This is a genomic window from Kribbella sp. NPDC043289 (assembly GCF_056436705.1).
Genome location: NZ_JBWKCB010000010.1, coordinates 214712 through 234600 on the forward strand (window position 1 = coordinate 214712; position 19889 = coordinate 234600).

Sequence of the window (19889 nt, forward strand, 5' to 3'; positions counted from 1 at the left end):
GCTCGGGAGGGCTGGGAGACATGCGGGCAACCCGACCGGGGCTGGCGATTCTTGTGGCGCTCGGCCTGATGGGCGCCGTCCCGGCGCAGGCCTATCAGGTGCCGACCGCACCGTTCAGCGACTCGGCAACCACGGTGATGCCGGGCTCGGGGCTGCGCCAGACGATCACGGTGACCGGGAAGACCGAGCTCGGCGACCCGACGACCGCCGGCTTCCGCGGGCTCGGCCCGACGACCTATCAACCGGCGATCGCGAAGAGCACTCCGGTCCAGGACGTGGTGGTGACCACCGGCGACTGCGCGCCGACCGGCGGCTGCGGTGACCGCGGCACGGTGACGATCGCGTTCTCCCAACCGGTCCGCAACCCGGTGCTGCACCTCGGGGGCATCGGTGGCTCCGTCACCCGGACCGTCAGCGGACGCACGACCGCGCAGTCCGAGCTGCACTCGGTCCTCACGCTGACCACGCCCGGCCTGAGCCTCACGAAGCTTGGTCAGGGCAACAACCTCGCGGTCACTGGCGACACGGTCACGGCGGCCAACCACGACGCCGGTCCGAACTGCGTGAACTTGAAGTCGCCGTCCGGGCTCGACACCACGGCGACCGCCGCCTGTGGATCGGTCCGGGTGAACGGCGTCGTCACCGAGGTCACGTTCGACGTCGCGGCTCAGTTCACCAAACACCCGAAACTCCCGGCGCTGAACAACGGCTCGTCCGGCGACGCGTTTTCGATCGTCGCGACCGCTCCCGAGGATTTCGGTGACGCGCCGGCGTCGTACGGCGCGGCGTGGTCGGCGGTGAGCGACGTACAGCTCGGTGAGGACGTCACCGAGGACAACGCCGCGGTCGCGAACGGCACCGCGGGGCCGGTGACGCCGGATCAAGGCGACGACGGTGTGGTGTTCAAGCCGGTGCGCACGAACCAGACGACGTACACGGCCGACCTGCAGCTCGCCGGTACGTCGAAGGCGGGACGAGCGTGCGCGTGGATCGACTTCAACGTCAACGGCACCTTCGAGCCGGGCGAGCGAGCCTGCGCACCGTTCGCCGCGAAACAGGCCACGGTCACGCTGCGCTGGGCGGAGCTCGCGCCGAAGGCCGGAGCGTCGTACGCGCGGGTGCGGGTCGGCTACACCGAGGCGCAGGTGGAGAAACCGGCCGGTGCCGCGGATGCGGGTGAGGTCGAGGACTACCCGGTCGCGATCACGCCGCCGCCCCCGCCGGTGCTGACCGACGACACTGCGACGGCCGGCTTCGACACCGCCGTCGTCGTCCCGGTGCTCGCCAACGACAAGCCGGGCGATCCCGGTACGCCGCTCACGCCCGCGACCCTGTGCCTCGTCGCCGATGGCGACTGCGTCGAGATGGTGAACGTCGTCGGCCAGGCGAAGTATGTCGCCAGATCCGACGGCACGATCCGCGTCGAGCCGATCCCCGGCTTCGTCGGCCCGGCGAAGCCGGTCACGTACCGGGTCGCCGACAGCAACGGCGTCACCGCCACCGCGAAGCTGACCGTCACGGTCTCGCTGCCCGACCACCCGGTCGCCGGCGCCGACACCGCGACGACCCCGCAGAACGTGAGCGTGGCCGTCACGCCGCTGGCCAACGACCGCGCGGCCCCGGGCGTGCGGTTCGTGCCCGGATCCGTCGTACTCCGCGATCCCGCCGACGCGACGTTCAAGAAGACGGTGACGATCCCCGGCGAGGGCCAGTACGTCGTGAAGCCGAACGGCAACGTCGACTTCGTCCCGAAGCCGCAGTTCACCGGCGTCGGTACCTCGATCGGCTACCGCGTCACCGACACCACCCGCCAGACCGCCGAGTCGACGCTGAGCGTCACGGTGACGCCCGTGACGCCGACCGCGAACGGCGACTCGGTCTCGACCGCGTTCGACACCGATGCCGTCTTACCTGTGCTCGACAACGACCTGCCGGGTTCGCCGGACGCACCGCTCGTCCCGGGCACGTTGCGGCTCGTCGACCCGGTCAGCAAGGAGCTCGTCGACAAGGTGACCGTCGCCCAGCAGGGCACGTACGTGGTGTCCGCGGGCAAGGTGACGTTCCAGCCGCTGCACGGCTTCACGGGTGTCGGTACGCCGGTGACCTACCAGGTGCTTGACAAGAACGGTACGGCGGCGCGCGCCGACCTCACCGTCTCGGTCGACGCCCCCGGTCCGCCGGTCGCGAACCCGGACACGGTCACGACCCTGCAAGGGCGGTCGGTGGTGGTCGCGGTCCTGGACAACGACAAGCCGGGTCCGACCGGCGCCGCGTTGACGCCGGGGAGCGTGCGGCTGACCTCCGACGCGGATCCGATCACCACTCTGGTTGTGCCCGGTCAGGGCAAGTACTCGGTGAAGCCGGACGGCCGAGTGCTGTTCGAGCCGCTGCCAACCTTCAGCGGCGCCGCGACCGCAGTCCGCTATCAGGTTGCCGACAGCAACGGTGCGATCGGGAAGTCGACGCTGACCGCGCGCGTGACGAAGGTCCAGCCGGACGCGTCCGACGACACCGCGGGTACGGCGTACGACACCGGCGTGACCGTGGCGGTGCTGGCGAACGACGACCCGGGTGACCCGTCGGTGCCGCTGGTGCCGAGCAGCGTGCGGCTGATCGACCCGGTCACGAAGCTCCCGACGACCACGCTCGTGGTGCCCGGGCAGGCGACGTACACCGCGACCGCCGAGGGGACGATCGCCGTCGATCCGCTGCCCAAGTTCACCGGCGCGGCGACGCCCGTCGGCTACCGCGTCGCGGACGTGAACGGTACGACGACCACGGCGACCTTGACCGTCACGGTCGCCAAGCCGCCCGCGCCGAGCGCGACCCCGGACACCGCCACTGGCAAACAGAACCTCCTGCTGCGCGTGAATCCGCTGGCCAACGACACTGCGGGCCGCGGGACCGGTCTCGACCCGAGCAGCCTCACCCTGCTGGACCCGGCGGACGCGTCGCTGAAGAAGCTGGTGAAGATCCCGGGGCAGGCCGACTACCAGGTCAACGCGGACGGTTCGGTCAGCGTCGACCCGGTGCCCGGCTTCACGGGTACGGCGACCAAGGTGACGTATCGGGTCGCCGACCTGTTCGGTCAGACCGCGCGGTCGACGATCACGGTCACGATCACGCCGATCACCCCGAGCGCGGCCGACGACACCGCGCGGACGCCGTACGCGAAACCGGTCGTGGTGAAGGTGCTGGCGAACGACAAGCCGGGCGACGCGTCGGCGCCGCTGGTGCCGAGCAGCTTGCGGATCGTGGATCCGGCGGACGGGTTGCCGAAGGCGAGCGTGACGATCCCGAACGAGGGCGTGTACGCCGCGGCAGGGGGAGTGGTCCGCTTCGCTCCGGGCGCGACGTTCCGCGGTCCCGGTACGCCGCTGACGTACCGGGTGGCCGACAGCAACGGGACTGCGACGACCGCTCGCCTGACAGTCACGGTCGGGCAGCCGCCGGTCGCGGTCGCGGATAGTGCCTCGACCCTGCAGAACGTGACCGTCACGGTGAACGTGCTGTCCAACGACCGGCCGGGGACGGACGCGAAGCTCGATCGTGGATCGGTCGAGCTGCTGATCCCCTCCGGGTTCGCCAAGAAAGTGATGGTGCCCAAGCAGGGCACGTATACCGTGTTGCCGAGCGGTTCGATCGCGTTCGATCCGCTGCCCGACTTCCGTGGGAAGGCGCTGCCGGTCGGCTATCGGGTCGCCGACTCGGACGGCAACCAGGCTGCCTCAGTGCTGACGATGACCGTGACTCCGGTCAGTCCCGTCGCGGTCGACGACTCGGCGATCACGTCGTACGGCCATGCGGTCTCGGTGAATGTACTGGCGAACGACAAGCCGGGCGATGCGTCGGCGCCGCTGGTGCCGGCGAGCCTCGTGCTGAAGGACGCGAGCGGTGACTATGGCAAGACGATGACGCGGGCGGGCGAGGGGACGTACCGGGTTGGCGACGGCACGGTCAGCTTCACGCCGGCGAAGGGGTTCCAGGGCGTGACGACGCCGGCGACGTACCGGATCGGGGACCGCAACGGGACCACCGCCGAAGGCAAGTTGTTGTTGACGGTCGGCAAGGGGCCGTCGGCGGTAGCGGATCCGGTGACCACGAAGCAGAACGTGACGGTCATGGTCGATCCGCTCGCCAACGACGAACCGGGGACCGGCGCGCAGCTCGACCGGACCTCGGTGCGGATCTACGGCGCGACCTGGGGCGAGAAAGTCGTGGTTCCCGGGCAGGGCGTGTTCTCGGTGAAGGCCGGCAAGATCACGTTCGATCCCGAGCCGGCGTACCGCGGTGTGGTCTCGGTCGCCTATCAGGTCACCGACACGACCGGGAACACGGCGGGCGCTTCGGTGACGGTCACCGTCGCAGCGATCACGCCTGTCATTGCGGACGACACCGCGACGACGCCGTACGAGACCGCGGTGACGGTCGACGTACTGGCGAACGACAAGGCCGGTGACGCGACGGCGCCGCTGGTCGTGGGCGGTGTCCGGCTGACCGACCCGCTGACCGGGGATCCGTCGGCGTCGCTCGTCGTGCCGGGGGAGGGCACGTTCACGGTGCAGCCGACCGGTGCGATCCGCTTCGCGCCGGTGGACGGGTTCGTGGGCGCAGCGATCCCGGTCGGCTATCAGGTTGCCGACCGCAACGGCACGGTCGGCACGGGCACGTTGGTGATCACGGCGCAGGCCCGTCCGGTCGCGCTGCCCGACGAGGCCCGGACCAAGCAGCACGTCGCGGTCACGATCGACCCGCTCGCGAACGACAAGCCAGGCCCGGGCGCCACGCTCGACCCGGCGTCGCTGCTGCTGGTCGATCCGGACGGCGCGCTCGTCGACCAGGTGACGGTCGCCGGTCAGGGCACGTACGGCGTCGCCGCGGGCAAGGTCACGTTCAGCCCGGTCGCGACCTTCACAGGAACCACGCGACCGGCGGCGTACCAGGTCAAGGACAGCCATCGGAACGCGGCGCGCGCGACCATCACTGTCACGGTCGTGCCGGTCCGTCCGGTCGTCGTCGACGACAGCGCCGACACGGCCTTCGGTACGGCGGTTGTCGTGACCGTGCTCGGCAACGACAAACCCGGTGACCCGTCCGCACCGCTACGCGCGAATTCCGTCGTACTGCGGGATCCGGTCGACGGCAAGGAGAAGCGTTCCGTGACCGTGCCGAAGGAAGGCACGTTCGCGGCCGGCGCCGACGGCGCGATCACGTACACCCCGGCGAAGGACTTCATCGGTACGACGCGTGCGGTGTCCTATCGGGTCACCGACGCGAACGGTACGTCGGACACCGCGCTGCTCGACGTGACGGTCGCCGGACCGCTGCTCGCCAGGGCGGCACCGGACGCGGCGACCGGGACGCCGGGCAACCCGGTCGCGGTCAATCCCCTGCTCAACGACAGCGGTGCGATCCGGCCCAGCTCGGTCTGCCTCCGAACCGCGACCGGGAACTGCGCGAAGAACGTCACCGACGGATCGGGCACCTGGTCGGTCGGCACCGACGGCACGGTCACGCTCAAGCCGGCGGCCGCCTTCACCGGCACCGCGAAGGTCACCTACGAGCGGACCGACGAGACAGGCGAGACGGTCACCGCACCGGTGAAGTTCACCGTCGGCGCGGCACCGGCCGAGAACCTCCGCACGGTCAACCGCGCCGAACTCCCACCGACCGGCGGCCCGCCCGCCGTCCTGCTGACCGTCGGCATCCTTCTGGCCGCCCTCGGCGCGACGCTGGTCGCCCTGGCCCGGCGCCGACGGTGATCCGCCAGGCCATCACAATCGCGCTCGGGCCGGCGCACCCCGCCTGCGCCGAGCCGAGCGCGAGGATTGTGATGGCCTACAGGTCCATCACCAGCATGAGTTCGTCGCGGTAGTCGTCGGGAGCGACGCGGACCGAGCGAGGATGGGTGCCGACGATGCGGTAGCCGAGCGGGCCGTAGAAGCTCTCCAGGCCGAGCCCGCCACGGATCGTGAGTTGCAGTTGCTCGAGACCGAGGTCGACGGCCGAACCACGCAGCCCCTCCATCAACATCCGCCCGGCGCCGTGGCCCTGGTACTCCGGGTGGACCATCACCCGCAGCACCGTGCGCCAGTGCTCCTGCAGGCCGCTGCCGCGACTCACCAGCATGCCCATCCCGGCGTACCGCTCACCGGTGTGCAGGACGCCGAGCACGTCGAGGCCGGCGCCGACCCGGCCGAGCGCGCCGTCCAGGTTCTCGGCGATCTTCCCGACCGGCGCCGGCGCGGTGTACCCGACCGCTCCGCCGGCGTTCGTGGCCGCGACCCAGGTGTCGAGCAGGTCCGCCCGCAAGCCCGGGTCGAGTGCCTCGTCCGGTTCCATCTCCAGGTACTTCACCGCACCTCCATCTGCGACTGAGTTGCAGATAGTCTACGGCTCCAAGGCATGCAGCGGGGGTACGGTCCCGAGCTTTTCCGGGTTCCGGATCAGGTACATGTCGGTGATCAGGCCGTCGGTGCTGTGCAGGAACGCCACGGTGTCCGGCTGGTCGTCGAAGTACGCGACGTAGGCCAGTTCGTCGTTCAGCGTCGCCATCCGGATCTCGAACCCCGGGTTGTCTGCGAGCACCGCGAACAGCCAGCGGGCGATCTTCTCGGCGCCGTGGATCGGCCGCAGCGCCGCCTTCTTCTTGCCGCCGCCGTCACTGATCAGTACGGCGTCCGGCGCGAGCAGCGCGACCACCTGGTCGAAGTCGCCCGATCCCGCCGCGCGCATGAACTGCATCGTCAGCTCGTCGTGCCGAGCCTTGTCGACGCGGTGCCGTGGCTGCCGGGCGTGCACGTGTTCGCGGGCCCGGTGCGCGAGCTGCCGGACCGCGGACTCCGAGCGGCCGAGCGTGTCCGCGATCTCGCCGTACGGGAGATCGAAGACCTCGCGCAGGACGAACGTCGCGCGCTCGAGCGGGGAGAGGGTCTCGAGGACGACGAGCATTGCCATACTCACCGAGTCGGCCATCTCGACCGCGGCGGCCGGGTCGTCGTCCGACGCGAGCATCGGTTCCGGCAGCCACGGGCCGACGTACTGCTCCCGCCGGGCCTTCTGTTCGCGGAGCCGGTTGAGCGCCAGCCGGGTGGTGATCCGGATCAGGTACGCGCGCGGGTCGCGGATGTCCTCGTGATCGATCGCGGCCCAGCGCAGCCACGCCTCCTGGACCACGTCCTCCGCGTCGCTCACACTCCCGACCACCCGGTACGCCGCTCCGACGAGGACGGACCGGTGCTCGGCGAACTCCCGAGCCAGCTGGTCGTCGCTCACTGCACCGGCCTGAGTTCGCAGTACTCCTTGTACCCCTGGCTGGTGAGGCCGACGGCGGCGTTCATCCGGGAGCGGAAGTTCTCCAGCGCGGCGACCGCGGTCAGCTCGACCAGCTGCTCGTCGGTGAGATCCCGGCGCAGGCGCTCGACCTGCTCATCGGTGACGGTCGGCGGTGTCGCCGTCATCGCCTCGGTGTACTCCATCACCGCGCGCTCCAGATCTGTGTAGGCATCGCTGTCCCGCCACCTTGGCACATCGTGCAGTTTCGCCGGGTCGATGCCTTGGTGATGGAACTCCCAGTAGCCGAAGTCCATGCACCAGCTGCACCCGATCTCGGCCGACGCCACCATCACGCTGAGCGCCTTGAGTTCCGGATCGAGTGCCTTCCAGCGGCCGGCCGTCCCTTCCAGCAGGCCTACCGACAGCAGCACCTGCCGGTTGTGCAGCCCGACCTTCACCGGGTCCGGCACCTTCCGGAACTTCCGCCGGCTGACCCACTCCACGATCCGCACCGTCCAGGTCCGCCGGTGCTCGAGCCCGATCCGCGTCATGTCCGTCCTCCAGAGTTCGTCGTCGTACCCCTGGACACGCCTCGCCGACCGCTCTGTGACATGACCCGCGTCACAGACGGTTCTGGTGTGAATGAATGGGTATGGAGGGGGCGGGCACACCCGACTGGTTGGATATTCATTCGGCTCGTGGCATACTCATTCACATGAGCGTGAAGGTGGCGGTGGCCGGAGCCAGTGGGTACGCGGGAGGCGAGCTGCTCCGGTTGCTGAGCAGCCACCCCGAGGTGGGGATCGGCGCCCTCACCGCCGGCGGGAACGCCGGGACGGCGCTCGGCGCGCATCACCCGCACCTCGTGCCGCTGGCCGGGCGCATCCTGGTCGAGACCACGGCGGAGACGCTGGCCGGTCACGACGTGGTGTTCCTGGCGCTGCCGCACGGACAGTCCGCCGGAATCGCCGAGCAGCTCGGCGAGGACGTCACCGTGATCGACTGCGGCGCGGACTTCCGGCTGACCGAGGCCGAGGCGTGGGTCGAGTTCTACGGTGGCGAGCACGCCGGCTCGTGGCCGTACGGGCTCCCGGAGCTCCCCGGTCAGCGGGAGAAGCTCCGCGGGTCGAACCGAGTCGCCGTGCCGGGTTGTTACCCCACCGTCTCCACGCTCGCGCTGCTCCCCGCCGTACAGCAGGGGCTCGTCGATCCCACGCAGCTCGTGGTGGTCGCCGTCAGCGGTACGTCGGGCGCGGGCAAGGCACCGAAGGCTCACCTGCTCGGCGCCGAGGTCATGGGGTCCGCGTCGGCGTACGGCGTCGGTGGAGTGCACCGTCATACGCCGGAGATCGAGCAGAACCTCACGCCGTACGCCGACCAGCCGGTGAGCGTCTCGTTCACGCCGGTGCTCGCGCCGATGGCTCGCGGGATCCTCGCCACCTGCAGCTCACCGGTTGCCGAGGGCACCGACTACGCCGCGCTCCGGAAGGCGTACGAGGACGCGTACGCGAGCGAGCCGTTCATCCACCTGCTGCCCGAGGGACAGTGGCCGCAGACGCAGGCCACCCTCGGCGCGAACACCGTTCAGCTCCAGGTCGCCCTGGACCAGCGCACCGGCCGCGCCGTCATCGTGGCCGCGATGGACAACCTCACCAAGGGCACCGCCGGCGCCGCCGTGCAGTGCATGAACCTGGCCACCGGTCTCGACGAGACCCTGGCCCTGCCCCTCGTAGGAGTAGCCCCGTGACCGTCGCCGTCACACCGGACACTCAAGTCGATCGGAGCGCCGGGGTCACCGCGCCGGCGGGTTTCCGCGCGGCCGGAGTGATCGCCGGAATCAAACCAGCCGGTACGCCGGACCTCACCGTCGTGGTCAACGACGGACCGCACGACGTCGCCGCCGGCGTCTTCACCACCAACAAGGTGAAGGCCGCGCCGGTGCTCTGGTCGCAGCAGGTCCTGACCGCCGGAAAACTCAAGGCCGTCGTCCTGAACTCCGGCGGTGCGAACGCCTGCACCGGACCGGAGGGTTTCCAGGACACCCACAAGACCGCGGAGAAGCTCGCCGAGGTGCTCGGTGTCGGCGCCGCGGAGATCGGCGTCTGCTCCACCGGCCTGATCGGTGAACGGCTTCCCATGGAAAAGCTGATTGCGGGGATCGACAAGGCGGTCGCCGCTCTGTCTGGTGGCCCGGAGGCGGGGTTGGCCGCGGCGACCGCGGTGATGACGACCGACAACGTGCCGAAGCAGTCCGCGCTCAAGCACGCCGACGGCTGGAGCATCGGCGGCTTCGCGAAGGGCGCCGGCATGTGCGCGCCGAACATGGCGACGATGCTGAGCGTCCTCACCACCGACGCCGTCCTCGACCAGCCGCACCTCGACCACGCGCTGCGGAACGCGGTCGCCAAGACCTTCAACCGCCTGGACGTCGACGGCGGTACGTCGACCAACGACACGGTGCTGCTGCTCAGTTCGGGCGCATCGGGCGTGACCGTGACTCCGGAGGCCTTCGAGGCCGCGCTGACCGCTCTGGCTGCTGACCTGGTGAAGCAGTTGCAGGCGGACGCCGAGGGTGTCACCAAGCACGTGAGCATCACGGTGCAGGGCGCCGCGACCGAGGCCGAGGCGCTGGCCGCCGCGAAGATCGTTGCCGAGGACAATCTCTGCAAGACCGCGTTCTTCGCCTCCGACCCGAACTGGGGCCGGATCGCGATGGCCGTCGGCAACGCCCCGACCGCGTTCGACCCGGCGCTGCTCGACATCACGCTGAACGGCGCGCAGATCTGCAAGGCCGGCGGCAAGGGCGTCGACCGCTCCGAAGCGGACATCAGCGGTCTGGAAATCGACGTACTCATCGACCTGCACGCCGGCCCGGCGTCGGCGACCGTCCTCACCACGGACCTGTCGCACGCGTACGTCGAGGAGAACTCGGCGTACTCCTCATGACGTACGGCGAAGCGGTCGAGAAGGCCGCCGTACTGACCGAAGCGCTGCCGTGGCTGAAGCAGTTCCACGGCAAGACCGTCGTGGTGAAGTACGGCGGCAACGCGATGGTCGACGAGAAGCTCAAGCAGGCGTTCGCCGAGGACATCGTCTTCCTCCGGTACGCCGGGGTTCGGGTCGTTGTCGTGCACGGGGGCGGACCGCAGATCAGCGAGATGCTCGGCCGGCTCGGCATCGACAGCGAGTTCCGCGGCGGGCTGCGGGTCACCACGCCCGAGGCGATGGACGTCGTCGGCATGGTGCTGGTCGGCAAGGTCGGTCGCGAGCTGGTCGGTCTGCTGAACGCGCACGGCCCGTTCGCGGTCGGCATGTCCGGCGAGGACGCGGGGCTGTTCACCGCAGAGCGGCGTACCGCTCTCGTCGATGGTGAGCACGTCGACATCGGGCTGGTCGGCGACGTGGTCGAGGTCCGGCCGGAGGCGGTGGTCGACCTGATCGACGCGGGCCGGATCCCGGTGGTGTCGACGATCGCGCCGGACGAGGACGGCCAGGCGCACAACGTGAACGCGGACACCGCGGCCGCCGCGCTGGCGTCGGCGCTCGGTGCGGAGAAGCTCGTCGTACTGACCGATGTCGCCGGGCTCTACCGGAACTGGCCGGACAGCGACGACATCATCACCCAGATCGACACCACCGAACTGGCCGAACTGCTGCCGTCGCTCGCGTCCGGCATGGTCCCCAAGATGGAGGCCTGCCTGCGCGCCGTCGAGTCCGGCGTCTCCCGAGCGACCGTCATCGACGGCCGCGTCCCCCATTCCTTGCTGCTCGAGATCTTCACCGATGCCGGAAGCGGAACCCAGGTGATCCCGTCATGACCGAACTAGTCACCGTCGACGGCTCCCAGGCCGCGCTCACCGAGCGGTACTCCGGTGCGCTGATGAACACCTTCGGCGCGCCGAAGCGGGTGCTGGTCCGCGGCGAGGGTGCGTACCTGTGGGACGCCGACGGCAACAAGTACCTCGACCTGCTCGGCGGCCTCGCGGTGAACTGCCTCGGCCACGCGCACCCGTTCGTGGTGTCCGCCGTGACCTCGCAGCTCGCCACCCTCGGCCACGTCTCGAACTTCTTCGCCTCCGCGCCGCAGATCGCGCTGGCCGAGAAACTCCTCAGTCTCTTCGAGGCGCCGGGCAAGGTGTTCTTCACCAACTCCGGCACCGAGGCGAACGAGGCCGCCTTCAAGATCACCCGGCGCACCGGCCGGACCAAGATCGTGTCGACCGTCGGCGCCTTCCACGGACGGTCGATGGGCGCGCTCGCGGTGACCTGGAAACCGGCGTACCGCGAGGCCTTCGCGCCGCTGCCGGGCGACGTCGAGTTCGTCCCGTACGGCGACGTCGCCGCGCTGGCTGCCGCGGTCGACGACGAGACCGCGGCGGTGGTGCTCGAACCGATCCAGGGGGAGAACGGTGTCGTCGTACCGCCGGCCGGGTACCTGCAGGCGGCGCGGCGGATCACGTCGGAGCACGGCGCGCTGCTGTGGATCGACGAGATCCAGACCGGCGTCGGACGGACCGGGACCTGGTTCGCGTACCAGCCCGAGGGCATCGTGCCGGACATCGTGACCCTGGCGAAGGGGCTCGGAGCGGGCATCCCGATCGGTGCCTGCGTCGGACTCGGCGCGGCGGCGGACCTGCTGCAGCCGGGCAACCACGGGACCACGTTCGGTGGCAACCCGGTCGCGGCGATCGCCGGGCTCGCGGTGCTGACGGTGATCGAGCGGGACGGGCTGCTCGCCCAGGTGAATGCCGTCGGCAACCACCTCGCGTCGTCGGTGATCGCGCTCGACCATCCGATGATCACTGGCGTCCGTGGTCGCGGGATGCTGCTGGCGATCGAGCTGGCGGAGCCGGTGTCGGACCAGGTCGCGGCGGCGGCGCTGGAAGCCGGGTTCGTGATCAACAATCCGGTTCCGAACGCGTTGCGGCTGGCGCCGCCGTACATCCTGAGCAAGGCTGATGTGGACAGTTTCGTCGCAGCCCTCCCAGGGCTGCTGGACAAAGCGGGGGCGAAATGAGCGTTAGGCACTTCCTGCGGGACGACGATCTGTCGCCGGTCGAGCAGGACGAAGTACTGACGCTGGCCGCGCAGCTGGCGGGGGATCGGCACGGGCATCAGCCGTTGAGCGGGCCGAAGACCGTCGCGGTGATCTTCGACAAGACGTCGACGCGGACCCGGATCTCGTTCGCGGTCGGGATCGCCGAGCTCGGCGGTTCGCCGCTGATCATCGACGCGCAGAACTCGCAGCTCGGGCGTGGCGAGCCGATCGCGGACACCGCGCGGGTCCTCGACCGCCAGGTTGCGGCGATCGTCTGGCGGACGTTCGGGCAGGCGCGCATCGAGGAGATGGCCGCGGCGTCGTCGGTGCCGGTGATCAATGCGCTGACCGACGAGTTCCACCCGTGCCAGATCCTCGCCGATCTGCAGACCGTGCGACAGCACAAGGGCGCGACCGCCGGGCTGAAGCTGGTGTACCTGGGCGACGGCGCCAACAACATGGCGCACTCCTACCTGCTGGGCGGAGCGACCGCCGGCATGCACGTCGTCGTCGGGTCGCCGGCGGACTACCAGCCGGATCCCGCCATCCTGACGCGCGCCGCCGAGATCGCGGCGACGACCGGGGGATCGGTCGCGTGGACGGCCGACGAGGTTGCCGCGGTCGACGGCGCCGACGTCATCGCCACCGACACCTGGGTGTCGATGGGTCAGGAGGCCGAGGCGGCCGACCGCGAGGCGCCGTTCGTTCCGTACGCCGTGACCGAGCAACTGCTCGCCAAGGCGAAGCCGGATGCGATCGTCCTGCACTGCCTGCCCGCCTATCGTGGCAAGGAGATCGAGGCGGCCGTGATCGACGGTCCGCAGTCGGTCGTCTGGGACGAGGCCGAGAACCGGCTGCACGCGCAGAAGGCGCTGCTGTCGTGGCTGCTGGCAAGGAGCTTTAGCGCATGAGCATCGCCGTACCGACTACCAAGACCGCAAGGCAGCAGCGGATTGTCGATCTGCTCGGTCGGCAGCCGGTGCGGTCGCAGACCGAGCTGGCGGATCTCCTCGCCGCGTCCGGTCTGGTGGTCGGGCAGGCGACACTGTCCCGCGACCTGGTCGAGATCGGTGCGGTGAAGGTCCGCGACGCGTCCGGCCAGCTGGTGTACGCCGTACCGGGTGAAGGTGGTGACCGTACGCCGCGCGCCGGTGAGGCGGCCGCTTTCGAGGCCCGGCTGGCCCGGGTGGCGTCCGAGCTCCTGGTGTCGGCCGAGGGCAGCGCCAACCTGGTGATCCTGCGAACCCCGCCGGGGGCGGCCCAGTACTTCGCGTCGGCGATCGACCACGTGGGTCTGGACGACGTCCTCGGCACCATCGCGGGTGACGACACGGTCATGGTCGTCTCCCGCAACCCCACCGGCGGTGAGGCCCTCGCCGCCCGCTTCCTGTCCCTCGCCGCGCGCGAACCGAAGTAGAGGAGAACGATGAGTTCTGGAGAAAGCGCCGCTCTGTGGGGTGGGCGGTTCGCGGGCGGTCCGGCGGATGCGCTGGCGGCCCTCAGCAAGTCGACGGACTTCGACTGGCGACTGGCGCCGTACGACATCGCCGGGTCGAAGGCGCACGCGAAGGTGCTGCACAAGGCCGGGCTGCTGAGCGACGAGGACCTGGCCGCGATGCTGGCCGGGCTCGACGCGCTGCTCGACGACGTACTCGCCGGGAAGTTCCTGCCGGCCGAGGCCGACGAGGACGTGCACACCGCGCTGGAGCACGGGCTGCTCGACCGGCTGGGGCCGGAGCTGGGCGGCCGGCTGCGCGCCGGACGTTCGCGGAACGACCAGGTCGCGACGCTGTTCAAGGCGTACCTGCGCGAGCAGGGCCGGATCATCGCGCGGCTGGTGCTCGAGCAGGTCAGCACGCTGGCGGATCAGGCCGAGCAGCACCTCGGCGTCGCGATGCCGGGGCGGACGCACCTGCAGCACGCGCAGCCGGTGCTGCTCTCGCATCACCTGCTCGCGCATGCCTGGCCGCTGATCCGCGACCTCGACCGGCTCGCCGACTGGGACGCGCGCGTCGCCGCGGATTCGCCGTACGGCTCCGGGGCTCTGGCCGGCAGCTCGCTCGGGCTGGACCCGGTTTTCGTCGCGACCGAGCTGGGCTTCACGAACTCGTCGGCGAACTCGATCGACGGAACGTCGTCGCGGGACTTCGTGGCGGAGTTCGCGTTCGTCACCGCGCAGATCGGGATCGACCTGTCCCGGCAGGCCGAGGAAGTGATCATCTGGGCGACGAAGGAGTTCGGTTTCGTCGAGCTGGACGACGCGTTCTCGACCGGGTCGAGCATCATGCCCCAGAAGAAGAACCCGGACATCGCGGAGCTCGCCCGGGGCAAGTCCGGACGGCTGATCGGGAACCTGAGCGGTCTGCTGGCCACGCTGAAGGCGCAGCCGCTCGCGTACAACCGGGATCTGCAGGAGGACAAGGAGCCGGTCTTCGACTCCATCGACACCCTCCAGGTGCTGCTGCCCGCGTTCACCGGGATGATCCGGACGCTGCGGTTCAACGCCGATCGGCTCGCGGAGCTCGCACCGCAGGGCTTCTCGCTGGCGACCGACATCGCCGAGTGGCTGGTCCGGCAGCAGGTCCCGTTCCGGATCGCGCACGAACTGGCCGGCGCCTGCGTCCAGGAGTGCGAGAAGCGCGGTATCGAGCTGTGGGACCTGACCGACGAGGACCTCGCCGCGATCTCCCCGCACCTCACGCCCGAGGTCCGCTCCGTGCTCACCGTCGAAGGCTCCCTGGCGTCGCGCAACACGCGCGGCGGAACCGCCCAGGACCGCGTCGCCGAACAGGTCAGCGAGCTCCGGGCGCGGGCGGGGGAGTTCAGCGCCCGGCTCGTCTGACCCGTCGTCTAGGGTGCTGCGCATGCCTGTGCGCCGGTCGTTACTCGCTGGTCCCGTGCTGGAGGTGGCCCCGAAGCTGCTCGGCATGGTGCTGCGCAGCACCACGGACGAAGGGACCGTCGCGGTCCGCCTCACCGAGGTCGAGGCGTACGACGGTCCGAACGACCCCGGATCGCACGCGTACCGCGGGGAGACGCCCCGGAACGCGGTGATGTTCGGGCCGGCGGGCTTCCTGTACGTGTACTTCACCTACGGCATGCACTTCTGCATGAACGTCGTGGTCGGCCCCGAAGGCAAACCGTCGGCGGTCCTGCTGCGCGCCGGCGAGGTCATCGAGGGGCTGGATCTCGCCCGCGTCCGCCGTGGTCCGGTGGCCGAGCAGAAGTCCGTCTTCAATCAGGTGAAAGCCGGCGTTCGCCAAGGTCCTGTCGGTAAACGTCCGAAGCCGAACCCGGACCGCGACCTCGCGCGCGGTCCGGCGCGCCTGTGTGTTGCCCTCGGCATCGGACGCGAGGGCAACGGCGTCGACCTGCTGGCCAAGGACTCGCCGGTCCAGCTCGTCGCCGGTCCCGGCTTCGACGGCGAGCCGTCCACCGGTCCCCGCGTCGGCCTGCGCGACGCCGCCGACTGGCCGTGGCGATTCTGGATCCCGGACGATCCGACCGTTTCGCCGTACCGCCCGCACGTCCCGAAGAAGCGTGGCTAGCGCTTTGCCAACTCGAGCACGCAGTCCAGTTGGGGGAGGCCGTGCTCGACCTCGGGATCCGGGAACAGCCCGATGTGGTGCACCCCGGCCGCCTTCAGAGTCTCGAGGTGCGCCGCCGCGTCGTCGAGCGTCCCGATCGCGCCGATCGCCGTCCACCAGTCGGCCGGCATCCCGACCAGGCCGGCCTCGCCCGACTCGTCGTACAACTCCTTCATGTCGTCGAAGAACGGCAGCGCGGTGAGCTGCGGCGGCCGCTCGCCGATCCGCCACCCGAGCCACGGCGCGGTCCACTCGTACGCCGCCTTGCGGTCCGGGCGCACGCACATCGCCGCGAACACCGCCACCACGAACCCCTCGGGCGATCCGGCGTACTCCACCGACTGACGCACGTACGGCGCGGTCGCGGGCTCGGCGAGCACCACACCGTCGGCGACCCGGCCGGCCAGCGCCATCGACTTCGGCCCCTGGACCCCGAGCAGAATCGGCGGCACCTGGGCCGGCGGCGCGTCCAGCTTCACCTTGTCGAGGAAGACCGTCTTCCCCTCGAAGGTGACCTCCTCTCCGGCGAGCAGCCGGGTGACGGTCGTGGTGACCTCGTCGAGCGTCGTCAGCGGCGACTTCGGCCGGACGCCCATCTGCCCCATCCACGACTGCACGCCATGGCCGATGCCCGGCAGGAACCGCCCGGGCCCGAGCGCCTCCAAGGTCGCGAACTCCATCGCGGTCACTGCGGCGGTACGTGCGACCGCGGGCACGATGCCGAGACCGACGGCGAGCCGCTCGGTCGACGTCAGCGCCGCGGAGACCAGCGACGGACCGGCGGTGAAGAAGCAGTCCTCGATGATCCACAGCTCGTCCGCACCACCTTGCTCGAGGCGGCGCGCGACATCGGTGACCAGGGCGGCGGGGTAGGTCCGGGGGAAGCACATTCCGAGAGCGCTCATGGGGAGACGTTAGGAGATGGCACCGACAGTTGGTGAACGGCAGGTCAAAGGTGTCCACGGACCGCGAGGGAGGACGACTAGCGGCCCGTGCGCCGGGTAGGTTTCTGGTATGGCCCGTCCGCACTACGCGTCCCGTCTCGAGGACTGGTTCAACGTCGGGGTGCAGGCGGTGTTACGGCGGCGCGGCTGGCAGGAGCGGATCATCCCGCAGGTCGGCTACGGCAACACCGAGTTCGTTCGTGTGCTCGCGCGCGTAGTGCTCGGCCGGGACCCGCGCAACCAACCGCGCTACGACGAGGACCAGGTGGTCCGTGGCTGGCGCGCGTTCGTCACCGCGCCGGCGACCAAGGTGCCCGTGACGGTCACGGTTGCGGGGGAGACCTTCGACACCGTCACCGACCGCGGCGGGTTCATCGACCTGACCGTGCCGGTGGTGCTGCCGCCGGGGTGGCACGAGATCGCCCTGGGCGTGCACGGTGACCGCAAGGCCCGGGCGCGGATCTTCGTCCCGGATCCGGACGCGACCTTCGGACTGGTCAGCGACATCGACGACACGGTGATCCTGACGATGCTGCCGCGGCCGTTCATCGCGGCATGGAACACGTTCGTCCGCGACGAGCAGGCGCGCCGCGTCGTACCAGGGATGGCAGGTCTGTACGACGAGCTGCTGGCCGACCACCCGGGTGCGCCGATGTTCTATCTGTCGACCGGGGCGTGGAACACCGCGCCGACGCTGACCCGCTTCTTCGCGCGGCACGGGTACCCGCCGGGTCCGTTGCTGATGACGGACTGGGGGCCGACGAACACCGGGTGGTTCCGTAGCGGCCAGGAACACAAGCGGACGGCACTCCGCCGGCTGGCGCGCGAGTTCCCGAACGTCCGCTGGGTGCTGATCGGCGACGACGGCCAGCACGACCCCCAGCTGTACGGCGACTTCGCGCAGAGCCACCCGGATCACGTGCTCGCCATCGGCATCCGCCAGCTGACTCCGGCCGAGCAGGTCCTGTCGCACGGTCTACCGGTCCCGAACGCGGATCCGGGCGCTCACGATCCACACCGGCCGACGGCGGCCACGGTGCAGGGGCCGGACGGACACGCGCTCCGTCCACAGCTCCGTTCGGTCCTCACCCGTCCCGAACCCACCTGAGCCGCAGCACTCCGGCGTACAGGACACTAGTGTCCTGTGTCGGGAGTTCGACGGCGCTTTCGGCGCCCAGGCACGCACCTCGCGGCACTTGGCCAGCGCCCACGATGCTCCGCATCGAGGCCACTGACCAAGCACCGCGATGCACGCACCTGACCACCGAAATCACTCGCCGAACTCCCGACACAGGACACTAGTAGTGACCGACGTACTCGAGGAGAGAACTAGTGACCGAACGCCGCACTCAGGTGCTTGACGACCTGGAGAGCCGTGGCCTGATCGCCCACTCCACCGATCCAGACGCCCTCCGGGTCTCGATGGCAGCTGGACCGATCACCTCCTATGTCGGTTTCGACCCCACCGCGCCCAGCCTGCACATGGGGAACCTGCTGCAGCTGCTGACGCTGCGGCGGCTCCAGCTGGCGGGTCACAACCCGATCGGACTGGTTGGTGGCGCCACCGGGTTGATCGGTGACCCCAAGGAGACGTCGGAGCGCGTGCTGAACGCGAAGGACGTCGTCCACGAGTGGGTCGAGAAGGTCCGCGTCCAGGTGGAGAAGTTCGTCGACTTCGACGAGTCGCTGCCGAACCCGGCGCGGATCGTCAACAACTACGACTGGACCAAGGACCTCAACACGCTCGACTTCCTGCGGGACATCGGGAAGCACTTCCCGGTGAACCGGATGCTCGGTCGCGAGGTGGTGAAGGCGCGACTGGAGCAGGGGATCAGCTACACGGAGTTCAGTTACGTGCTCCTGCAGTCGCTGGACTTCCTCGAGCTGTACCGGCGGCACAACTGCACGCTGCAGACGGGCGGTAGCGACCAGTGGGGGAACCTGACCGCCGGCGTGGAGCTCATCCGGCGTACCGAGCAGGGCAAGGCGCATGCGTTGGCCACACCACTGGTGACCAAGGCGGACGGGACGAAGTTCGGGAAGACGGAGTCCGGGACGGTTTGGCTGGACCCCGCGCTGACGACGCCGTACGCGTTCTACCAGTTCTGGTTCAACAGCGACGACCGCGACGTGATGCAGCTGGTGCGGTTCTACACCTTCCGTACCGCGGAGGAGATGGCTGCGCTGGAGCAGGCGACGGCGGAGCGGCCACAGGCGCGGGAAGCGCAGCGCGTACTGGCGGAAGACGTGACGACCTTGGTCCACGGGGCCGAGGAGACTCGGCGGGTACAGGAGGCGTCGAAGGCGCTGTTCGGCCAGGGGGAGTTGGCGTCACTCGACGGCTCCACCCTCGTGGCGGCGCTGCGGGAAGCACCCCATGTAGAGCTCGGCGCCGGCGAGCCGATGCCGACGTACGGCGACCTGTTGGTGAAGTCGGGGTTGGTGGCGAGCAAGTCAGCTGCCCGGCGCACGGTCGCCGAAGGTGGCGCCTACCTGAACAACGAGAAGGTGAAGGACGCGGAGTACGTGCCGGCCGTGGACGACCTGCTGCCTGGTGGCGTGCTGGTGCTGCGGCGTGGGAAGCGTTCTTTTGCAGGGGTTCTGGCGACACCGACGCAGGGCTGACGGCTTCGGTGTGGGAGTGGCCTCCACTCCCACATCGCGGTTGTCGAAGGCAAATTACAAGCCTGTGATGCTGCCCACCGGGGGCCGATTTGACCGGCAACCTGGGAGCCACGTAATGTTCTTCTTGTTGGAAGCGAGGCGCGGGACGCGAAAGCGGCCGGTCGCTCCAAACCCCCAAAGGCTAGCTCAGCCGGAACGTGTCTTCGGACTCGGGTCGGCCAGCAAGACGCGGGTGGGGATCAGGCAAAACTGGGACTTGACCCGGTGGATCTGATCCGGTAGAGTAACGCAGGTTGCCCCGGGAGCCTGGCTGAAAAGTCAGACTGCGGTGAGCGTCCGATTCTTGAGAACTCAACAGCGTGCCGAAAGTCAATGCCGAAAGATGCATTAACCCCGTCCACAGGCGTTGAACGTCTTCCT

At 69.7% G+C, this 19889-nt stretch carries 15 protein-coding genes; 11 read left to right on the top strand and 4 right to left on the bottom strand.

The window, feature by feature from the left end; all coding sequences use genetic code 11:
* The first annotated feature begins 20 nt into the window (after positions 1-20).
* Complete coding sequence (locus AC0662_RS38480; RefSeq protein WP_478306860.1) at positions 21-5762, top strand: Ig-like domain-containing protein; 5742 nt, start codon at positions 21-23, stop codon at positions 5760-5762.
* A gap of 76 nt (positions 5763-5838) precedes the next feature.
* Here AC0662_RS38480 and AC0662_RS38485 read toward each other — a convergent pair whose 3' ends face one another.
* The 3 genes from AC0662_RS38485 to AC0662_RS38495 are packed head-to-tail and all read right to left on the bottom strand — an operon-like array spanning position 5839 to position 7826.
* The gene (locus tag AC0662_RS38485) at positions 5839-6357 is read right to left on the bottom strand and encodes an N-acetyltransferase family protein (RefSeq protein ID WP_478306862.1); all 519 of its coding nucleotides are present in this window, start codon (positions 6355-6357) and stop codon (positions 5839-5841) included.
* 33 nt (positions 6358-6390) lie between these two features.
* Complete coding sequence (locus tag AC0662_RS38490) at positions 6391-7275, bottom strand: RNA polymerase sigma-70 factor (protein ID WP_478306864.1); 885 nt, start codon at positions 7273-7275, stop codon at positions 6391-6393.
* Positions 7272-7826: a carboxymuconolactone decarboxylase family protein gene (locus AC0662_RS38495; protein ID WP_478306866.1), complete on the bottom strand. Its 555-nt coding sequence runs from the start codon at positions 7824-7826 to the stop codon at positions 7272-7274. Before AC0662_RS38495 ends, AC0662_RS38490 begins: the two co-directional genes overlap by 4 nt.
* A gap of 164 nt (positions 7827-7990) precedes the next feature.
* Between AC0662_RS38495 and argC the strand changes: the two genes are divergently transcribed.
* From argC to AC0662_RS38535, 8 genes are read left to right on the top strand one after another with little or no spacing between them, the layout of a single operon-like run.
* Entirely contained in the window at positions 7991-9022 is a 1032-nt protein-coding gene (gene argC / locus AC0662_RS38500; protein WP_478306868.1) for an N-acetyl-gamma-glutamyl-phosphate reductase, read from the top strand.
* Complete coding sequence (gene argJ, locus AC0662_RS38505; protein WP_452200221.1) at positions 9019-10221, top strand: bifunctional glutamate N-acetyltransferase/amino-acid acetyltransferase ArgJ; 1203 nt, start codon at positions 9019-9021, stop codon at positions 10219-10221. Before argC ends, argJ begins: the two co-directional genes overlap by 4 nt.
* On the top strand, positions 10218-11093 hold the full coding sequence (argB, locus tag AC0662_RS38510) for an acetylglutamate kinase (protein ID WP_452200223.1): 876 nt from the start codon (positions 10218-10220) through the stop codon (positions 11091-11093). The genes argJ and argB overlap by 4 nt, the downstream gene beginning before the upstream one ends.
* Positions 11090-12292, top strand: coding sequence for an acetylornithine transaminase (locus AC0662_RS38515; RefSeq protein ID WP_452200224.1), 1203 nt, complete (start codon positions 11090-11092; stop codon positions 12290-12292). The genes argB and AC0662_RS38515 overlap by 4 nt, the downstream gene beginning before the upstream one ends.
* Complete coding sequence (gene argF / locus AC0662_RS38520; protein ID WP_452200226.1) at positions 12289-13224, top strand: ornithine carbamoyltransferase; 936 nt, start codon at positions 12289-12291, stop codon at positions 13222-13224. The genes AC0662_RS38515 and argF overlap by 4 nt, the downstream gene beginning before the upstream one ends.
* On the top strand, positions 13221-13730 hold the full coding sequence (locus tag AC0662_RS38525; RefSeq protein ID WP_452200228.1) for an arginine repressor: 510 nt from the start codon (positions 13221-13223) through the stop codon (positions 13728-13730). The genes argF and AC0662_RS38525 overlap by 4 nt, the downstream gene beginning before the upstream one ends.
* A gap of 9 nt (positions 13731-13739) precedes the next feature.
* Positions 13740-15155 carry an argininosuccinate lyase gene (argH, locus tag AC0662_RS38530; protein WP_452200230.1) on the top strand — a complete coding sequence of 472 codons (1416 nt, stop codon included), beginning with the start codon at positions 13740-13742 and terminating at the stop codon, positions 15153-15155.
* Between the two features lie 22 nt (positions 15156-15177).
* Positions 15178-15861 (top strand): DNA-3-methyladenine glycosylase, encoded by a 684-nt coding sequence (locus AC0662_RS38535; protein WP_478306871.1) that lies wholly within the window; start codon positions 15178-15180, stop codon positions 15859-15861.
* On the opposite strand, the gene AC0662_RS38540 is transcribed toward AC0662_RS38535, so the two are convergent.
* Positions 15858-16805 (bottom strand): LLM class flavin-dependent oxidoreductase, encoded by a 948-nt coding sequence (locus AC0662_RS38540; RefSeq protein WP_478306873.1) that lies wholly within the window; start codon positions 16803-16805, stop codon positions 15858-15860. The two genes, AC0662_RS38535 and AC0662_RS38540, sit on opposite strands and share 4 nt — an antisense overlap.
* A gap of 109 nt (positions 16806-16914) precedes the next feature.
* On the opposite strand from AC0662_RS38540, the gene AC0662_RS38545 reads away from it, so the two are divergent.
* Both AC0662_RS38545 and tyrS read left to right on the top strand, forming a co-directional pair.
* Complete coding sequence (locus AC0662_RS38545; protein ID WP_452200236.1) at positions 16915-17952, top strand: App1 family protein; 1038 nt, start codon at positions 16915-16917, stop codon at positions 17950-17952.
* Positions 17953-18176: 224 nt separating this feature from the next.
* Positions 18177-19469: a tyrosine--tRNA ligase gene (tyrS, locus tag AC0662_RS38550; RefSeq protein WP_478306875.1), complete on the top strand. Its 1293-nt coding sequence runs from the start codon at positions 18177-18179 to the stop codon at positions 19467-19469.
* Positions 19470-19889 lie beyond the last annotated feature (420 nt).

Excerpts from the sequence above, each read along its gene's own strand:
- AC0662_RS38535 (WP_478306871.1), top strand. The coding sequence starts at position 15,178 with ATGCCTGTGCGCCGGTCGTTACTCGCTGGTCCCGTGCTGGAGGTGGCC.
- AC0662_RS38525 (WP_452200228.1), top strand. The coding sequence starts at position 13,221 with ATGAGCATCGCCGTACCGACTACCAAGACCGCAAGGCAGCAGCGGATT.
- AC0662_RS38545 (WP_452200236.1), top strand. The coding sequence starts at position 16,915 with ATGGCCCGTCCGCACTACGCGTCCCGTCTCGAGGACTGGTTCAACGTC.
- argF (WP_452200226.1), top strand. The coding sequence starts at position 12,289 with ATGAGCGTTAGGCACTTCCTGCGGGACGACGATCTGTCGCCGGTCGAG.
- argH (WP_452200230.1), top strand. The coding sequence starts at position 13,740 with ATGAGTTCTGGAGAAAGCGCCGCTCTGTGGGGTGGGCGGTTCGCGGGC.
- AC0662_RS38515 (WP_452200224.1), top strand. The coding sequence starts at position 11,090 with ATGACCGAACTAGTCACCGTCGACGGCTCCCAGGCCGCGCTCACCGAG.
- AC0662_RS38540 (WP_478306873.1), bottom strand. The coding sequence starts at position 16,805 with ATGAGCGCTCTCGGAATGTGCTTCCCCCGGACCTACCCCGCCGCCCTG.
- AC0662_RS38495 (WP_478306866.1), bottom strand. The coding sequence starts at position 7,826 with ATGACGCGGATCGGGCTCGAGCACCGGCGGACCTGGACGGTGCGGATC.
- AC0662_RS38480 (WP_478306860.1), top strand. The coding sequence starts at position 21 with ATGCGGGCAACCCGACCGGGGCTGGCGATTCTTGTGGCGCTCGGCCTG.
- argB (WP_452200223.1), top strand. The coding sequence starts at position 10,218 with ATGACGTACGGCGAAGCGGTCGAGAAGGCCGCCGTACTGACCGAAGCG.
- argC (WP_478306868.1), top strand. The coding sequence starts at position 7,991 with ATGAGCGTGAAGGTGGCGGTGGCCGGAGCCAGTGGGTACGCGGGAGGC.